Below are 15,336 nucleotides of genomic sequence, written 5' to 3' on the forward strand. Positions count from 1 at the left end.
TGGTAACAGTCCCCTGCCCAGGCACCTACCGTCGGAGGGCGGAGGCAAACGGCGCTCCCCGGCTGCCAGGCCCGCTCAGGGCTCGGCGGGTTTGATCCAGTCGAAGGAGCGCTGGACCGCCCGCTTCCAGTTGGCGTACTCGGCCGCGCGGACGGCGGGATCCATGGCCGGCACCCAGCGGGCGGCCCTGTGCCAGTTGCGGCGCAGCCCCTCCAGGTCCGCCCAGTACCCCACGGCGAGGCCGGCGGCGTAGGCGGCGCCGAGCGAGACGGTCTCCGCGACCATGGGGCGGACGACGGGGACGTTGAGGACGTCGGCGACGATCTGCATGAGCAGGTGGTCGGCCGTCATGCCGCCGTCGGCCTTGAGCTCCTTCAGCCGGAGCCCGGAGTCGTGGTTCATGGCGTCGACGACCTCGCGGGTCTGCCAGGCGGTGGCCTCCAGCACGGCCCTGGCCAGGTGGCCCTTGGTGATGTAGGAGGTCAGGCCCACGATGACGCCGCGGGCCTCGCTGCGCCAGTGCGGGGCGAACAGGCCGGAGAAGGCCGGGACGATGTAGCAGCCGCCGTTGTCCTCGACCGTGCGGGCGAGGGTCTCGATCTCGGGGGCGGTGGAGATGAGCCCGAGGCCGTCGCGGAACCACTGCACCAGCGCGCCGGTGATGGCGATCGACCCCTCCAGCGCGTAGGCGGCCGGCTGGCCCTCGATCTGGTAGGCCACGGTGGTCAGCAGCCCGTTGGCGGAGCGGACCGGCTCGGCGCCGGTGTTCATCAGCAGGAAGCCGCCGGTGCCGTAGGTGCACTTGGTCTCGCCGGGGGCGTAGCAGGTCTGCCCGAACAGGGCCGCCTGCTGGTCGCCCAGCGCCGCGGCGATGCGCACGCCGGGGATGACGCGCCTGGCCCTGCCGTACACCTCGGCCGAGGAGCGGATCTCCGGCAGCATCGCCGCCGGGACGCCGAAGAACTTCAGCAGCTCCTCGTCCCAGCGCAGCGTCGTGAGGTTCATCAGGAGCGTACGGCTGGCGTTGGTGACGTCGGTGACGTGCACGCCCCCGTCGACGCCGCCGCTGAGGTTCCAGATCAGCCAGCTCTCCATGGTCCCGAACAGCACCTCACCGCGCTCGGCCCGTTCGCGCAGGCCGGGGACGTGGTCCAGCAGCCAGCGGATGCGCGGGGCGGAGAAGTAGGTGGCCAGCGGCAGCCCGGTCCGCTCGGCGACCAGGCCGGCGCCGGGGGCGCGGGCCAGCTCGGCGACCAGGGTGTCGGTGCGGGTGTCCTGCCAGACGAGGGCGCGGCCGATGGGCTGCCCGGTGACCCGGTCCCACAGCAGCGTGGTCTCGCGCTGGTTGGCGATGCCGAGGGCGGCGACCTGGTCGGTCGTGATACCCGCCTGCGCCAGGGCGTCGACGATGATGCGTTCGAGGTTGCGCCAGATCTCCAGGGCGTCGTGCTCCACCCAGCCGGGCTTGGGGAAGTGCTGGCGGTGCTCGCGTTGCGCGACCGAGACGAGCCGTCCCCGGTGGTCGAACAGGATGCACCGGGTGGAGGTGGTGCCCTGGTCGATGGACATCACGTAGCGTTCGCTCATCCGGCCACCGCCCGGCGGCCGTGGCGGCGGGTCTCACCAGCGCGAGGCGCCCAGATCCCGGGAGACCGCTCTGGCGGCGTCGCGCACGTAGCCCACCAGCGCCGGGTCCGGCTGGCGGCGGGCGTCGCACAGCCGCTCGACCGCGCCGGAGATGCCGATCGCGCCGACGACCAGCCCGCCGTAGCCGCGGATGGGCGCGGCGATGCCGGCCTCGCCCTGCACCGCCTCCTCCACCGAGGCGGCCCAGCCTTGGTCGCGGACCCGGGTGAGGACGCGGGCCAGCTCGCGATGGTTGGTGATGGTGCGGCGGCAGTAGCGCTCCAGCTCGGCGTCGCGGATGGCGGCGGCGGCGTTGGCGTCGTAGGCCAGCAGCACCTTGCCGAGAGCGGTGGCGTGCAGCGGCAGGAGCGTGCCGACGTCCATGGCCTGCAGGGTGTCGTCGGGCCGGAACACGTGGTGGACGACCAGCACCTTGCCGTCGAGGAAGGTGCCGATGCGCACGGCCTCGCCGCTGCGGGCGGCCAGCGCGTCGGCCCAGTTGATGGCCCGCGAGCGCAGCTCGTTGACGTCGAGATAGCTGGTGCCCAGGTGGAGCAGGGCCGCGCCCAGCTGGTACTTGCCGCTGGCCTCGTCCTGCTCGACGAAGCCGACGCGGACCAGCGTGCGCAGGATGCCGTGCACGGTGCCCCGGGCCAGGCCGAGGGAACTGGCCAGCTCGCCGACGCCGAGCCGGCCGGAACTGCTGGCCAGCAGCCGCAGAATCGCGGCGGCTCGCTCGATCGACTGCACCGGTCCCGGCATGAGTCAGATCCTAGGGTCCTTGATTGTCTGCCGACAATGTCGACACCCGACTCCATAGCCGTACGGCGACCGCGGGCCTGCCCGTCCTGTGTGGTCTGCGACATACGGCGCAGCGTAACGCCAGCTCGGAACGCGGGAAAGTGTTCGACAATGTCGACACTCGTCCGTTGACCCGCCCTCGCGCGCTGCCTAGCGTCCTCGGCAGACGTGAACGGGGTCACATCCCCGCCGCCGGTCGCCGGCGGGCCGCCCGGTCCCGACGTGCCGCCACCCCCCACTTCGAGGAGGACTCATGACGCAACCGAAACGTGAACCGGGGCTGCTCGGCGAGATGTCGGCCGAGTTCGCCGGAACGATGATTCTCATCCTGTTCGGCGTCGGCGTCGTCGCCCAGGTCGCCGCCGCGGGCGTCGGCGCCTACGACAGCATCGCCTGGGCCTGGGGCCTGGGCGTGGCCCTGGCGGTGTACGTGTCCGCCAGGATCAGCGGCGCCCACCTCAACCCCGCCGTCACCTTCGCCCTCGCGGTGTTCCGCGAGTTCCCCTGGCGCAAGGTCGCCCCGTACGCGCTGGCGCAGACCGCCGGGGCCTTCGTGGCCGCCCTGATCGTGCGGTGGAACTACAGCGAGGTGCTGGCCATGGCCGACCCCGGCCACACCATCAAGACCCAGGGCGTCTTCTCGACCCTGCCGGGCAACGGCACGCTGCCGGTGGGCGAGCTCGGCGCGCTGCGCGACCAGATCATCGGCACCGCGATCCTGCTGTTCGTCGTGCTGGCCCTGACCGACCTGCGCAACCAGCCGCCGCTGGCCAACCTGACGCCCGTGGTGATCGGCCTGCTGGTGGTCGCCATCGGGTTCGCGTGGGGGACCAACGCCGGCTACGCCATCAACCCCGCCCGCGACTTCGGCCCCCGCCTGGCCTCGTTCCTGACGGGTTACGAGGGCGCCTGGCGAGACCAGTTCGGCAACCTCTACTTCTGGGTGCCGATCGTCGGCCCGCTGCTGGGCGGCGTCGTCGGCGCCGGGCTCTACAAGGTCCTCATCGGCCGGTTCCTGGGACGCCAGCAGGCCGAGGCGCCGGCCGCGGTCCCCGCCGAGCGCGTGCAGTACGAGACGGCCTGAAACCCACCCCCCCTCACGAGAAAGGCATCCCATGGCGGACTTCGTCGGAGCGGTCGACCAGGGCACCACGAGCACCCGGTTCATGATCTTCGACTACGGCGGCAACGAGATCGCCCGTCACCAGCTGCCCCACGAGCAGATCCTGCCCCAGGCCGGATGGGTCGAGCACAACCCCACGGAGATCTGGGAACGCACCCGCGCGGTCATCGAGACCACCCTCACCAAGGCCAAGCTCACCCACCGCGACCTGGCCGCGGTCGGCATCACCAACCAGCGCGAGACCACCGTGGTGTGGAACAGGCGCACCGGCCGGCCGTACTACAACGCGATCGTCTGGCAGGACACCCGCACCGACCGCATCGCGAGCGCCCTGGAGCGGGAGGGCAAGGGTGAGGTCATCCGCCGCAAGGCCGGCCTGCCCCCGGCCACGTACTTCTCCGGCGCCAAGATCCAGTGGATCCTGGACAACGTCGAGGGCGTACGGCAGGCGGCCGAGGACGGCGAGGCGCTGTTCGGCACCACCGACACGTGGCTGCTGTGGAACCTGACCGGCGGCGCGCACGTCACCGACCCCACCAACGCCAGCCGGACCATGCTGATGGACCTGGAGACCCTGGACTGGGACGACGAGCTCCTGGAGATCTTCGGCATCCCCCGCGCCATGCTCCCGGCCATCCGGCCCTCCTCCGACCCCACGGGCTACGGCGTCACGCTCGCCGGCGGGCCGCTGGGCGGCGAGGTGCCGCTGGGCGCCGTGCTCGGCGACCAGCAGGCCGCCACGGTCGGCCAGCTGTGCTTCAAGCCCGGCCAGGCCAAGAACACCTACGGCACCGGCAACTTCCTGCTGCTCAACACCGGCACGCAGCCCGTCAGGTCCGCCAACGGGCTGCTCACCACCGTCTGCTACCAGTTCAGCGGGCAGCTTCCCGTCTACGCCCTGGAAGGTTCCATCGCGGTGACCGGGTCGGCGGTGCAATGGCTGCGCGACCAGCTCGGCATCATCTCCGGCGCCGCCCAGAGCGAGGCGCTGGCCCGCCAGGTGGAGGACAACGGCGGCGTCTACTTCGTCCCGGCCTTCTCCGGCCTGTTCGCGCCGTACTGGAGGTCGGACGCCCGGGGCGCCATCGTCGGGCTGTCCCGCTACAACACCAACGCCCACGTGGCCAGGGCGACGCTGGAATCCATCTGCTACCAGACCCGCGACGTGGTCGAGGCGATGCAGCAGGACTCGGGGGTGCGCCTGGACGTGCTGAAGGTCGACGGCGGCGTCACCGCCAACCAGCTGTGCATGCAGATCCAGGCCGACATCCTCGGCGTGCCCGTCTCCAAGCCCGTGGTGGCGGAGACCACCGCGCTCGGCGCCGCCTACGCCGCCGGGCTGGCGGTGGGCTTCTGGGAGTCCGCCGAGGACCTGGAGAGCAACTGGAAGGAAGACCAGCGGTGGGAGCCCAGCTGGTCGCACGAGCAGCGGGAGCTCGGCTACGCCCGCTGGAAGAAGGCCGTCGAGCGGACCCTCGACTGGGTCGACGTCACCTGACGGACGCCGGGGGTGGGGCCGGGCGGCCGGTCCCGCCCCCCGTCGCCGCCATCCCCCTGTGAAGCACTCGTGGTTTGGAGCACCCCTTTGAGACCTGTATCGCTGACAGCGCGCCGCCGCGAGGCGGCGCTCCAGCACCTGGCCGAGGCCGAGATCGACGTCCTGGTCGTCGGCGGAGGCGTCGTCGGAGCCGGGGCCGCCCTCGACGCCGCCTCGCGCGGCCTGTCGGTGGCGCTGGTGGAGGCCTGCGACTGGGCGGCGGGCACCTCCAGCCGGTCCAGCAAGCTCATCCACGGCGGCCTGCGCTACCTGGAGCAGCTGGACTTCGGCCTGGTCCGCGAGGCGCTGCGGGAACGCGCCCTGCTCCTCACCACCCTCGCCCCGCACCTGGTGCGGCCGCTGCCGTTCCTGTATCCGCTGCGCCGCCGGGTGTGGGAGCGGCTCTACGTCGGCGCGGGCATCACGCTCTACGACACCATGGGCGGCGCGCGGGCGCTGCCGCGGCACCGGCACCTGAGCCGCCGCGCCGCGCTCGAGGCCGCGCCCGCCCTGCGGCCCGACGCCCTGGTGGGGGCGGTCCGCTTCTACGACGCCCAGGTGGACGACGCGCGCTACACCATGATGGTGGCCCGTACGGCGGCGCAGTACGGCGCCCACGTGATCACCAGGGCCATGGCGACCGGCTGGCTGCGGGACGGCGAACGGGTCGCGGGAGCCGATGTGCTGGACCTGGAGAGCGGCCGGCAGATCACGGTCCGCGCCCGCCGTGTGATCAACGCCACCGGGCCGCGCTCCGAGGCCGCCCAGGACCTGGCGGGAGAGCGCCGCACGTTCTCCCTGCAGACCTCCAAGGGCGTGCACCTGCTCGTCCCGCGCGACCGCATCCGGATGGAGTCCGCCCTGTTCACCCGTACGGCGCGCAGCGTGCTGCTCGTCATGCCGTGGGGACGCCACTGGATCGTCGGCACGACGGACACCCCGTGGCGGGACCCCGCCGTCGAGCCCACCGCCGACGAGGCCGACATCGACTACCTGCTGGAGCAGGCCAACGCGGTGCTGCGCGAGCCGCTGACCCGTGACGACGTCGAAGGGGTCTACGCCGGGCTGCGGCCCCTGCTGTCCGGCGCCGGCGACGACACCGCGCGCCTGTCGCGCGAGCACCTGGTCACGGAACCGGCGCCGGGGCTCGTCGTGGTCACCGGCGGCAAGTTCACCACCTACCGGGTCATGGCGCGCGACGCCGTGGACGTCGCCGCGCGCGGCCTGCCGTCCGTTCCGCCGTCCGACACGGCGCGGCTGCCCATCCTGGGCGCCACCGGCTACGGGGCGTTGTGGGAGGACCGCCGGCGCGTCGCCGCCAGGTGCGGGCTGCCGCTCGACCACGTGGAGCGGCTGCTCGGGCGCTACGGCTCGTGCGTCGAGGAGCTGCTCGACCTGGTCGCCGCCGATCGCGCGCTGGGCGAGCCCATCCCGGGCGCGCCCGCGCACCTGCGGGTGGAGGCCGTCTACGCCGCCTCCCACGAGGGAGCGCTGCACCTGGACGACATCCTGGCGCGCCGTACCCGCATCGCGATCGAGGAGCGGGACGGCGGCCTGGGCGCGGCCCCGCACGTCGCCGCCCTCGTCGCCCCGATCCTCGGGTGGAACGCGGCCGACGTCGCGGAGGAGGTCGAGCGGTACGCCGAGTTCGTGGGCAGGGAGCGCGGCGACGCGAGCCCGCGCGCCGCCGGCGACGCGACCGCGACCCGCTGACCTGGGCCTTGGCGCGCGCCGTCATCCGGCGGCGACGACGGCGGGCAGGGGCACGGGCTGCTGCGACGTCAGCGGCCGACACCGGATCGCGCGGCGGCGGACACGATCGCGTCCTTTTCTGCGGCGGTCAGGACGCCGTCCCGGACCAGCTCGCCGGTGACGTGCGCGACGTGCTTCATGAAGGCGCCGTGGCCCTCCCAGGTCGCCTCGTCGCGGACGAGGTCGCCGACCGTGCAGCCGTCCCCGGCGTAGCGGTTGGCCACGCCGGAGTCGACCTCGCCCACGACCACGCGCTCGCGCAGGTCCGAGCGGGGGCAGGCGTCGCGTTCCGGCGTGTACCGAAGCAGGCGGGAGCCGTACTGCACGGCGCCGTTGGCCGCCTTGACGCCGTTGCGGAACCACAGGGCGCCGCGCGCGTCCTGGGTGAGCCGGTACGTCTGGGCGTCACGGATCGTCGTCACCTTCCGCGACAGCGGGTCGATCCTGAGCAGGTACCCGTCGAGCGAGGCGTAGACGTGCTCGTCGGCCGCGCTCACGACCAGCTCGTCCTGGACGCCGGAGTAGCGGCCCGGCACGTCCTGCCGGTGGACGACCGAGCCGGTCGCCGGGTCGAGGACGAACAGCTCGCCGTCGGCGAGGCCCCAGATCATGCCGTCCGGGCCGGGGACGAGCGAGGTGATCGAGTCCGCGCCGGGGACGGGCGTGTACTCGGCGGTCTTCGCTCCCGTGGCGAGGTCGGCGGTGAACACCTTCGCCTCGGCGGCCTTCGGCTCGGTACCCCCGCCGCCGTTGACGGTCGTGCCGCCCCAGAGCTTCCCCCCGGCGACGGCGAGGGCGACGACGCCCTGGTCGGCGACGATGTCCCGGTGCGTGACGCGGGCGCCGGTCGAGGTGTCGTAGACCGTGAGCGCCCCGCCCCACAGCCCGTAGTCGGGCGTGCTGGCGACGAAGAGCCTGGAGCCGGCCGAGGCGAACGCTTGCGGCCGGTTCTGCCCGTCGGCCTGCAGCCGGAAGAGCTCGCGCGGATTGGTCCCCAGGACGTACGGCTTGGCCGGGTCGTACTGCAGCACGCCGCCGTACGGGTAGACGCCCTGGTACATCCTGCCGCCGTGCCAGCCGAAGCCGTCGGCCTGGCCGAGGCGCCCGAGGGCGGTCGTCTTGCCGGTGGCCGGATCGAGCACGGCGAGATTGCCGTTGATGTACAGGTTGGTGTAGATCCTGCCGTCCGGGCCGGCGCTGATGTTGTTGATGTCGAGCGCCTGCGGCGGGAACGGCAGCGTGTGGCGTTCGCTCGCGCCGGTGGCCGGGTCGTACCACAGCGCCTGGCCCTGGTAGTTGCCGATCGCGGCGTACACCCGCCCGGCGACGAAGCCCAGCCCGATCGCCGGGCCTCCGCTCGGGACCGGCTGGCCGGATGCGTCGAGCGCCGGCCCGTAGGTGTCGTCGGACAGGTCGTAGCGCCACAGCTGGGTGCCGGAGGTGAAGTAGACCGACCGGCCGTCGGGGGCCACGGGCGAGGTGCCGCGCGAGCTGATGGAGAAGCCCTCGGCCAGCACCTCGCCGGTGTCCGGGTCGAGCACGAGCGCCTGCAGCCTGCTCCGCTTCACGAACAGCTTCCCGCCGACGAGGTTGATGTCGTAGGGGTGGTTCGCGTCGCCGCGCAGCGCCTCCGGCCAGATGTCGCGCTTGTCCCCCGTGGCGAGGTCGAGCCGGATGAGGTGCCCGTGGCTGCCGACCGCCGCCCACAGCACGTCGCGGGAGGCGTCGACCGCGACGTCGATGACGTACTGCTCGCCCGGGACCATGGCGCCGTAGTCGCGGAACCCCTCGGCGGGCGAGTAGGAGAACACGTGGGCACCGGGGTAGGTCCCGCCGTAGACGCGGCCGTCGGCGCCGGGGCGGAAGCCGTACAGCACCGTCTGGCCCGGCACGGGCGCGCCCAGATCCGTGGTCGTACGGCTTCGCGGGTCGTAGGCGTAGACGTGGGCGTTGGGATAGCTGCCCGCGTAGACCGTGCCGTCGCCCGCCTGGGTCACGCCCCAGGCGCCCGAGGAGCCGGGCAGGTAGGCGGTGTCCAGCAGCTCGCGGGTCACCGGGTCGGTCACGGTGAGCACGCCGGGCGAGCCCATCTGCACCCCGTAGGCGACCGGGCGCCCGCCCGCGGCGGTGCCGTACGTCACCTCGAAGACGGTCAGGGCGGTCTGCTGGACCCCGAAGTCGGTGACCGTGCCGGGCTCCCCGGCCGGGGGCTCGGCGGCGGCCGGGGCGGAGACGGTGGCCAGCAGGAGGGCGGTGAGGATGACCCGCCGCGTGATGGTCCCGATCATCGCCGGCCTCCGATCGCGATGTGGACGAGGTTGCGGCCACGCAGGGCGTAGAGGCCGCGGCCCGAGGGGTCGGGCGCGAGCTTGGCGCCGTCGAACCACGCGCCCGCCAGCCCGTCGGCCACCGTGGTGATCTTCAGGGAGTCGAGGTCGACGCGGTAGACCCGGTCGCCGTCGGTCCCGTAGGCGACGTCGTCGTAGACCACGAGGTCCCCGCCCGGCCCGCCGACCTCGGCGGTGCGCACCACCTTCCGGCGGGCGGGGTCGAACTCGAAGAGCACCCCCGTGTCGGTGATCCCGTAGATCCGCCCGGCCGTGTGGCCGAGGTCGGCGATGAAGGCCGCTCCCGGCACCGGTTCGAGCTCCCAGTCGAGCCGCCGCCGGCGCAGGTCGAAGGCCGCCAGCCGGGCGGTCGTGGTTGCGGGCGGCAGCCCGAACCCCTCCTGGATGTAGGTGCCGAGGTAGGCGGTGCCGCGGCGGACCGTCACCGAGTAGACGCTCTGCCGGTCGACGACCGGCCGGTAGACGTCCAGCGTTCCGGTCGGCAGGTGGTACAGCGCGAGCGCGCCGTCGGGCTGTCCCGGTTCCGGCTGTGTCGGCACGACGAGCAGCCCCGAGTGCGCTTCGTAGGCGATGTCCCTGGGCCGGTCCTGCCGGTTGGCGATGCGTGCCAGCAGCTTGGCCGCGGGATCGCCCGGGCTCCACCCGTACAGCAGGGCCTGCGTGTAGACGCCCATGTAGAGCCGCCCGCCGACCGGGACCATCGCCTTGGGCTCGCCGGGGATCCCGATGCGGGTCTGCTCGCCGGTGGCCCGGTCGTGCACCTGCGTGCCGCCCTTGCCCGCGACGTAGACGCGGCGGCCGTCGGAGACGACGGTCATCGGCTGCTCGGGGGCGGCGCGGAAGCCGCGCTGGACGAGGTTGCGGTAGTCGAGGGCGCCGGTCGCGGGGTCGTAGACGAACACGGCCGCCTCCTGGACGCCCCAGATCTTCCCGTCGTGGACGAGCATGGCGGGCGTGCCCGCCTCGGGGGACGGCACCGCCAGCGCCTCGACCCGGCCGGTGGAGCGGCGGTAGCGGTACAGCGTGCCGGAGGGACGGCCGGCGAAGTAGACCTCGTCGCCGAGGATCGCCGTCGAGGTCACGTACTTCTCGCCCGGCACGGTGGCCTTGACGATCCGGTGGTCGGCCGGGTCCTGCTTGTTGAGCACGAGCAGTTCGCCGGCGGAGGAGATGCCCATCGCCAGGTGCGTCTCGCTCGCCGACATGCTCGCCACGAAGTCGCGGCCGGCCAGCTCCGGCGGCAGCACCTCCCGCCTGGCGCCGCTCGCCCGGTCGATCGCGACCAGGTGGGCGTGCGCGCCGATGCCGGCCCAGACCGTCGTGGCGTCGGCCGCGATGCTGCGCACGTACTGCTCCCCCGGCGCCGGCTGGCCCAGATCCCGTGTCGCCCCCGTGGCGGGGTCGTACTCGGCCACCCGGCCGGTCTCCGACATCCCCAGGTAGATCCTGCCGTCGGGGGAGGCGGCGATGTTCCAGATGAAGTGGTCCTCGAAGGAGGCCACCTTGGTCACCTGGTGGGTCAGCGTGTCGATCCGGTAGAGGTCCGAGGGGACGTGGGTGCCGACGTAGACGTCGGTGCCGATCGCCGTCATGGCCCAGGCGCCGATGCCGGTCGGGATGTCGTAGTGGCGCACCACGCGATCGGAGGCGGGGTCGTAGACCCCTACGGCGTTCGGCGACAGGCCCCGGGTGACCGCGTAGAGCAGGCCGTCGACGAAGACGGCGTTGCCCAACGCGGTGGTGACGCTGGCGGGACCCAGGTCGGTGATCGTTCCTTCGGCGGGGGCGCTCGCCGAGGCCGCCTTCGGCGTCAGCGCGGCCAGGGCCGCTCCGGCGACGGTGGCCCGCAGGATGGTACGGCGTGTCAGGGGCACGAACGGCCTCCACAGGGGGTGAGTGGCGAGGACTCTATTACGGTGCAGGCCGAAATTCACCGAGTCAAGAGGGCTGATCGATCTTCTCAGGAATGCAGGGCCAGGCGTGATTCGTCGCCCTCGGAGCGCAGGCTATGGGTCGGGACCATAATCCGCCTGGGACACAGGAGCGCCGCGCCCTCGGGCTAGGCGGCCGGCTCCAGGATCACGCAGCAGTTGTCCGGGCACGGCCGGAACCGGGCGGTGAGCCGGTCGGCGGCGTCCAGGCCCTCGAGGCAGCCGCGGGCCAGCGCGGCGTTGACCGAGCAGACCAGGCCGGGATTGACCTCGCGCATCCGCTGGAACGGGCAGTTGGTCAGCACCACCGCCTCGCCGTCCCGGGCGGGCTCGTACCCCAGCCCGGCCAGCAGGTGCCACAGGCCCTCGGCGGCGGGCTCCCCCGCCGCCAGCTCCCGGCCCCGCCGTACGGCCACGCGGACGGCGGCGTCGGCGAACGGCTCGGGCGCGGAGTGCTCGCGGGCCGCCTCGAGGAGAACCTCGGCCAGCAGCTCATAGCGCCGCGGCGGCACCGAGGCGGTCACCTCGTGCTTGGCCGCCTGGTAGCGCTGGGCGGGGCGGCCGCGGCGGCCGGTGGCCGCCGGTTCGGCGACCACGTCCACCAGACCGGCCTGCTGGAGCTTGTCGAGGTGGAAGGCGACCAGCGTGCGGCCCATGTCCAGGGCCTGGCAGATCTCCTGCCGGGTGCACGGCCCGGCAGCGGTCAGGTGGGCGTAGATGCGCGCCCGCTGAGGCTCCGACAGCAGGCCGAGCGCTTCCAGGTCTTCCGCCATGGCGGCCATGAGGCTCATGCTAGTCGACGAACCCATTTATGCCAACAACCATTGACGAAATCAGGGAGGCGCGGAATATTGAGCATGACAGTTGGCGAAATAGCTCTCCAGAGGAGGAGCCATGCGCCTGTTCTCGTTCCGCCCAGCGCTCACCATCCGCGGCCGCACCTGGAAGGGGCTGCGCGGCATGTCCGGCAAGCCGCTGCACCCGCCGCTGACCGACGTGCCGGTCGGCGCGGTCGTCCTCGCGACGGGCCTCGACGTGGTCTCGGTGGTCGTCTCCGGCCCGCTGGGGCGGGAGCTGTACCGGGCGGGGACCTTCGTGCTCGTCGGCGGCGTGATCGCCGCCGTCCTCGCCGCCGTGACGGGAGCGGCGGACTGGCTCGGCTCGACGCCGCGCCGTACCCAGGCATGGCGCACCGTCAACGCCCACGCGCTGGTGATGGCCGTCGTCACCGTGCTGCTGGTGGCGGCGGGCACGATGCGGCTGACCTGGTACGCCGATGACACGGCCACGCCGCTGCCGATGCTGGCGCTGTCGGTCGTCGCGGCGGGGCTGACCGTGGCGGGCGGCGCGATCGGCGGGTCGCTGGTCTACGACTACGGCTTCAACGTCGAGGTCGCCGGCGACTCACCCGTGTGGCACGAGTCCGCCGTCGACCGCCTTCCCGGTGAGAGCACGGCAGACTCGCCGTCCTCCGCCGTCCCGTGACGGCTGTCGCGGTCAGGTGGTGCCGGTTCGCGTCGCGGCGACCGCCAGCGTGGTGTAGGTCATCGTGAAGCCGCCTCCGATCGCGTCGATGGCGGTCCCGACCTCTGCCAGCACCTCGGCCAGCTTGTCCGCTGGGAGCAGGGTGAGGCTACCGGTCGTGGGCAGCAGATCCAGCCACTCGTCGCGGGTGTAGGACTGCTCCCAGTCGAATCGCCACCGCTCCGGGTCGCCGAACCCGCCGGCCTCTCGGATTCCGTCGGCGAACTTGGCGAACATCGCCTCGTAGATGTCCAGGGCCTGCCTCGGCGACTGCCCGTTGAACGGCGAGTCGGGCACCACTCGCCGGTAGACCCTGGCGAAGGCCTCCGCGACAGCGGGGGGAGGGGCGAAGGCATGCGCGAACACGGCCAGCAGGCCACCGGGCCGCAGCACCCGGGCAGCCTTGGCCGCGCCCGCGACCGGGTCCACCCAGTGCCAGGCCTGCCCGGAGACGACCGCGTCGAACCGGCGGCCCGCGGGGTCCCAGTCCTCGAACGTCGCCACCTCGACCTCGACCCCGGTGTGCCGCGCGAACTCGGCCATCCGCTCATCGGGGTCGACGCCCAGCACCGTGCAGCCGGCCGCCTGGAACTGCCGTGCCTCGATGCCGGTCCCGCAGCCGACGTCGAGCACGTCCGGGCCGGGGCTGGCCGCGACGATCCGCTCCACCAGGGCGTCGGGGTAGCGGGGCCGGGTCCGGTCGTAGCGTTCGGCGTCCGCGCCGAACGACTCCGCCATCTGCCGGTGGCGATGGGGCTCATGTGGGGAAGGCGGTAGAGTGGGCATGCGCCCACCATAGTGGGCAAGTGCCCACTCGACAACCGCAAGGGAAGGAAGGTGCGCGGTGCCGACGGGGATAGCCATCCGCGACGTGCGCGAGCAGCTGTTCGACGCCGCCGAGCGCGTCCTGCTCCGGGACGGGCCGAGCGCGCTGACCAGCCGGGCGGTCACCACCGAGGCGGGCTGCGCCAAGGGCGTCCTGCACCGGCACTTCGACGACTTCGACGCCTTCCTCGCCGAGTTCGTGCTCGACCGCGTCGACCGCATGCACCCCCAGGCCGCCGCCCTGCGCGAGTCCGCCGGGACCGGCGCCGTCGTGGACAACCTCGCCGAGGCGCTGACGGCCCTGTTCGGATCGGCCGCCGTGGCGATGGTCGCCCTCGTCACCTTCCGCGACGAGCTGCGCGCCCGGCTGCGCCGCACCTGGCCGGCCGGCGTGCCGGTCCTGACCGAGGCCGTGGACATGATCGCCTCCTACCTCGCCGCCGAGCGGGACCTGAGCCGCATCGCGGCGGACGCCGACATCGACATGCTCGCGCCCACCCTCATCGGGGCCGGTCACCTGCTGTTCGCCGACCGGACGGGCACCCCGCCGCAGGCGGAAGCGGTCCGCAGGACGGTGGCCACGGTCCTCGCAGGTGTGGTGCGAGAACCACTGTGACGAACGGCCCGGCGGGGCGATGAGCGGCCCGGCGGCGAGCCCGGGCCCGGGATCGGGCGCCGCCGCACAGCTCCCCCGACGCCGTCATCCCGCATGGGTTCCGGTCGCCGTCACCCCGCACGGCGGATGAGCGCCTCGCGCCCCCGCCGCAGCCTCGGCAGCCCGGCCACCACCGCCCCGGCCCGCTCCCGCATCGCCTCCGGCGTGCCGGCTCCGAGGTCGTCGAGCAGCTCCCGCAGGGCGGCGGTGCCGTACGGGCTGAAGGTCAGGCACCGGGCGAGCGTGACCACGATCCACCAGACCGCCTCCCGGTGCAGGCCCTGCTCGATCAGCTCGCGGGTGCCGTCGATGGAGATCCGCCGCGCCTCGGGGCCGAGGTCGGTCCCGTACGGCCTGGCCGGGTCGTACGGCACGCGGTCGTAGACGTCGGCCAGCCGGTCCAGGTGCGCCGCTACCCGGGCCCTGGCCAGGCGAGCGCACCCGAGCCAGCCGAGCACCTCCTCGTGGAAATCCGCTTCGCCGTACCGGGTGAGAACCTCGCGGGCGGCCACGTAGCGGCGGCGGACGGTCGGGTTGGCGCGGACGGCCGTCAGGATCACCAGCGTGGGCAGGCTGGCCGGGAACGCCCAGGCCAGCACCCGCTCGGCGAGCGGCCGGCCGTCGTCGAGGCGGGCCAGAGCGGCGATGCGCTCCTCCAGGGCCTCGCACCGGGCGCGCACCCAGTGCGGGAGGGCGAACCGCGCCGCCACGGCGGCGTGCAGGGCGGCGAGCGACCCGTCCGGGTCGGCCAGGATGACGCCCCTGCTCACCGCGGGCGCCAGGGCCGGGGAGGCCAGCACCTCCTCGGCGGGCTGCACCGGCGCGTAGCCGACGTCCAGCAGCACGCCGTGGTGCCGGAGCTTGCCCAGCTTGGGCGGGACCTCGCCGTCCACCAGGATCACCACGTCCACGTCGGAGGTGGCCGGAAGCTCCGCCTCGGCCGGCAGCCAGGCGGCCGAGCCGCTGACGTAGGCGCCGGCGAACCCGGGCACCCGGTGGCCCGCCACCCAGCGCGCCGCCACCGCCCGCGCCTCACCGATCTTCATGGTGCGACCTTACGGGGTTCGCGCGCCCCGAAGGCTACCAAAATGCGGGCCAGTGCTCCGGCCTTCAGGCCGGGGGTGAAGGCCCGCGCGGGAGGGCCGCCAGGCCCGAGCGTGCCCTAACCGCAATGCCGGGTAGTTAAGGCCCACCGCGTGTTGTCAAGTCGGGGC

General features: G+C 73.2%; 12 protein-coding genes. 5 read left to right on the top strand and 7 right to left on the bottom strand.

The features are described 5' to 3' along the window. Nucleotides 1–75: 75 nt before the first annotated feature. Together glpK (BSB02_RS21565) and BSB02_RS21570 are read right to left on the bottom strand one after the other, a co-directional pair. Nucleotides 76–1,587, bottom strand: a complete 1,512-nt coding sequence (glpK, locus tag BSB02_RS21565) for a glycerol kinase GlpK (protein ID WP_084961113.1) — start codon at nt 1,585–1,587, stop codon at nt 76–78. Between the two features lie 33 nt (nt 1,588–1,620). Next, a complete protein-coding gene (locus BSB02_RS21570; RefSeq protein ID WP_084961115.1) occupies nt 1,621–2,388 on the bottom strand; it encodes an IclR family transcriptional regulator in 768 nt (255 codons plus the stop codon). Between the two features lie 292 nt (nt 2,389–2,680). Between BSB02_RS21570 and BSB02_RS21575 the strand changes: the two genes are divergently transcribed. From BSB02_RS21575 to BSB02_RS21585, 3 genes are all read left to right on the top strand, one after another. Next, nucleotides 2,681–3,511 carry an MIP/aquaporin family protein gene (locus tag BSB02_RS21575; protein WP_084961117.1) on the top strand — a complete coding sequence of 277 codons (831 nt, stop codon included), beginning with the start codon at nt 2,681–2,683 and terminating at the stop codon, nt 3,509–3,511. A 31-nt stretch (nt 3,512–3,542) separates the two neighbouring features. Beyond that, entirely contained in the window at nt 3,543–5,048 is a 1,506-nt protein-coding gene (glpK, locus tag BSB02_RS21580) for a glycerol kinase GlpK (RefSeq protein ID WP_084961119.1), read from the top strand. 87 nt (nt 5,049–5,135) lie between these two features. Further along, a complete protein-coding gene (locus BSB02_RS21585) occupies nt 5,136–6,800 on the top strand; it encodes a glycerol-3-phosphate dehydrogenase/oxidase (RefSeq protein WP_084961120.1) in 1,665 nt (554 codons plus the stop codon). A 68-nt stretch (nt 6,801–6,868) separates the two neighbouring features. Here BSB02_RS21585 and BSB02_RS21590 read toward each other — a convergent pair whose 3' ends face one another. From BSB02_RS21590 to BSB02_RS21600, 3 genes are all read right to left on the bottom strand, one after another. After that, entirely contained in the window at nt 6,869–9,127 is a 2,259-nt protein-coding gene (locus BSB02_RS21590) for a PQQ-binding-like beta-propeller repeat protein (RefSeq protein ID WP_084961122.1), read from the bottom strand. Next, complete coding sequence (locus tag BSB02_RS21595; RefSeq protein WP_143590968.1) at nt 9,124–11,061, bottom strand: hypothetical protein; 1,938 nt, start codon at nt 11,059–11,061, stop codon at nt 9,124–9,126. Before BSB02_RS21595 ends, BSB02_RS21590 begins: the two co-directional genes overlap by 4 nt. A 185-nt stretch (nt 11,062–11,246) precedes the next feature. Then, the gene (locus BSB02_RS21600; protein ID WP_158088694.1) at nt 11,247–11,900 is read right to left on the bottom strand and encodes a helix-turn-helix transcriptional regulator; all 654 of its coding nucleotides are present in this window, start codon (nt 11,898–11,900) and stop codon (nt 11,247–11,249) included. Between the two features lie 112 nt (nt 11,901–12,012). Here BSB02_RS21600 and BSB02_RS21605 point away from each other — a divergent pair, with 112 nt between their 5' ends. Next, nucleotides 12,013–12,603, top strand: a complete 591-nt coding sequence (locus BSB02_RS21605; RefSeq protein ID WP_084961126.1) for a DUF2231 domain-containing protein — start codon at nt 12,013–12,015, stop codon at nt 12,601–12,603. Nucleotides 12,604–12,615: 12 nt separating this feature from the next. On the opposite strand, the gene BSB02_RS21610 is transcribed toward BSB02_RS21605, so the two are convergent. Then, a complete protein-coding gene (locus tag BSB02_RS21610; RefSeq protein WP_084961128.1) occupies nt 12,616–13,428 on the bottom strand; it encodes a class I SAM-dependent methyltransferase in 813 nt (270 codons plus the stop codon). Nucleotides 13,429–13,486: 58 nt separating this feature from the next. Here BSB02_RS21610 and BSB02_RS21615 point away from each other — a divergent pair, with 58 nt between their 5' ends. After that, nucleotides 13,487–14,083: a TetR family transcriptional regulator gene (locus BSB02_RS21615; RefSeq protein ID WP_084961130.1), complete on the top strand. Its 597-nt coding sequence runs from the start codon at nt 13,487–13,489 to the stop codon at nt 14,081–14,083. Between the two features lie 110 nt (nt 14,084–14,193). On the opposite strand, the gene BSB02_RS21620 is transcribed toward BSB02_RS21615, so the two are convergent. After that, nucleotides 14,194–15,168: a hypothetical protein gene (locus BSB02_RS21620; RefSeq protein ID WP_084961132.1), complete on the bottom strand. Its 975-nt coding sequence runs from the start codon at nt 15,166–15,168 to the stop codon at nt 14,194–14,196. Between the last annotated feature and the right edge of the window lie 168 nt (nt 15,169–15,336).

This window comes from Thermoactinospora rubra (genome assembly GCF_002093975.1).
In the GTDB taxonomy this organism is placed as follows: domain Bacteria; phylum Actinomycetota; class Actinomycetes; order Streptosporangiales; family Streptosporangiaceae; genus Nonomuraea; species Nonomuraea rubra_A.

What these genes read in the sequence shown, in the direction of transcription:
- BSB02_RS21575 (WP_084961117.1), top strand. Translation starts at nt 2,681, where the DNA reads ATGACGCAACCGAAACGTGAACCGGGGCTGCTCGGCGAGATGTCGGCC.
- BSB02_RS21600 (WP_158088694.1), bottom strand. Translation starts at nt 11,900, where the DNA reads ATGGCCGCCATGGCGGAAGACCTGGAAGCGCTCGGCCTGCTGTCGGAG.
- BSB02_RS21610 (WP_084961128.1), bottom strand. Translation starts at nt 13,428, where the DNA reads ATGCCCACTCTACCGCCTTCCCCACATGAGCCCCATCGCCACCGGCAG.
- BSB02_RS21570 (WP_084961115.1), bottom strand. Translation starts at nt 2,388, where the DNA reads ATGCCGGGACCGGTGCAGTCGATCGAGCGAGCCGCCGCGATTCTGCGG.
- BSB02_RS21590 (WP_084961122.1), bottom strand. Translation starts at nt 9,127, where the DNA reads ATGATCGGGACCATCACGCGGCGGGTCATCCTCACCGCCCTCCTGCTG.
- BSB02_RS21620 (WP_084961132.1), bottom strand. Translation starts at nt 15,168, where the DNA reads ATGAAGATCGGTGAGGCGCGGGCGGTGGCGGCGCGCTGGGTGGCGGGC.
- glpK (WP_084961113.1), bottom strand. Translation starts at nt 1,587, where the DNA reads ATGAGCGAACGCTACGTGATGTCCATCGACCAGGGCACCACCTCCACC.
- glpK (WP_084961119.1), top strand. Translation starts at nt 3,543, where the DNA reads ATGGCGGACTTCGTCGGAGCGGTCGACCAGGGCACCACGAGCACCCGG.
- BSB02_RS21605 (WP_084961126.1), top strand. Translation starts at nt 12,013, where the DNA reads ATGCGCCTGTTCTCGTTCCGCCCAGCGCTCACCATCCGCGGCCGCACC.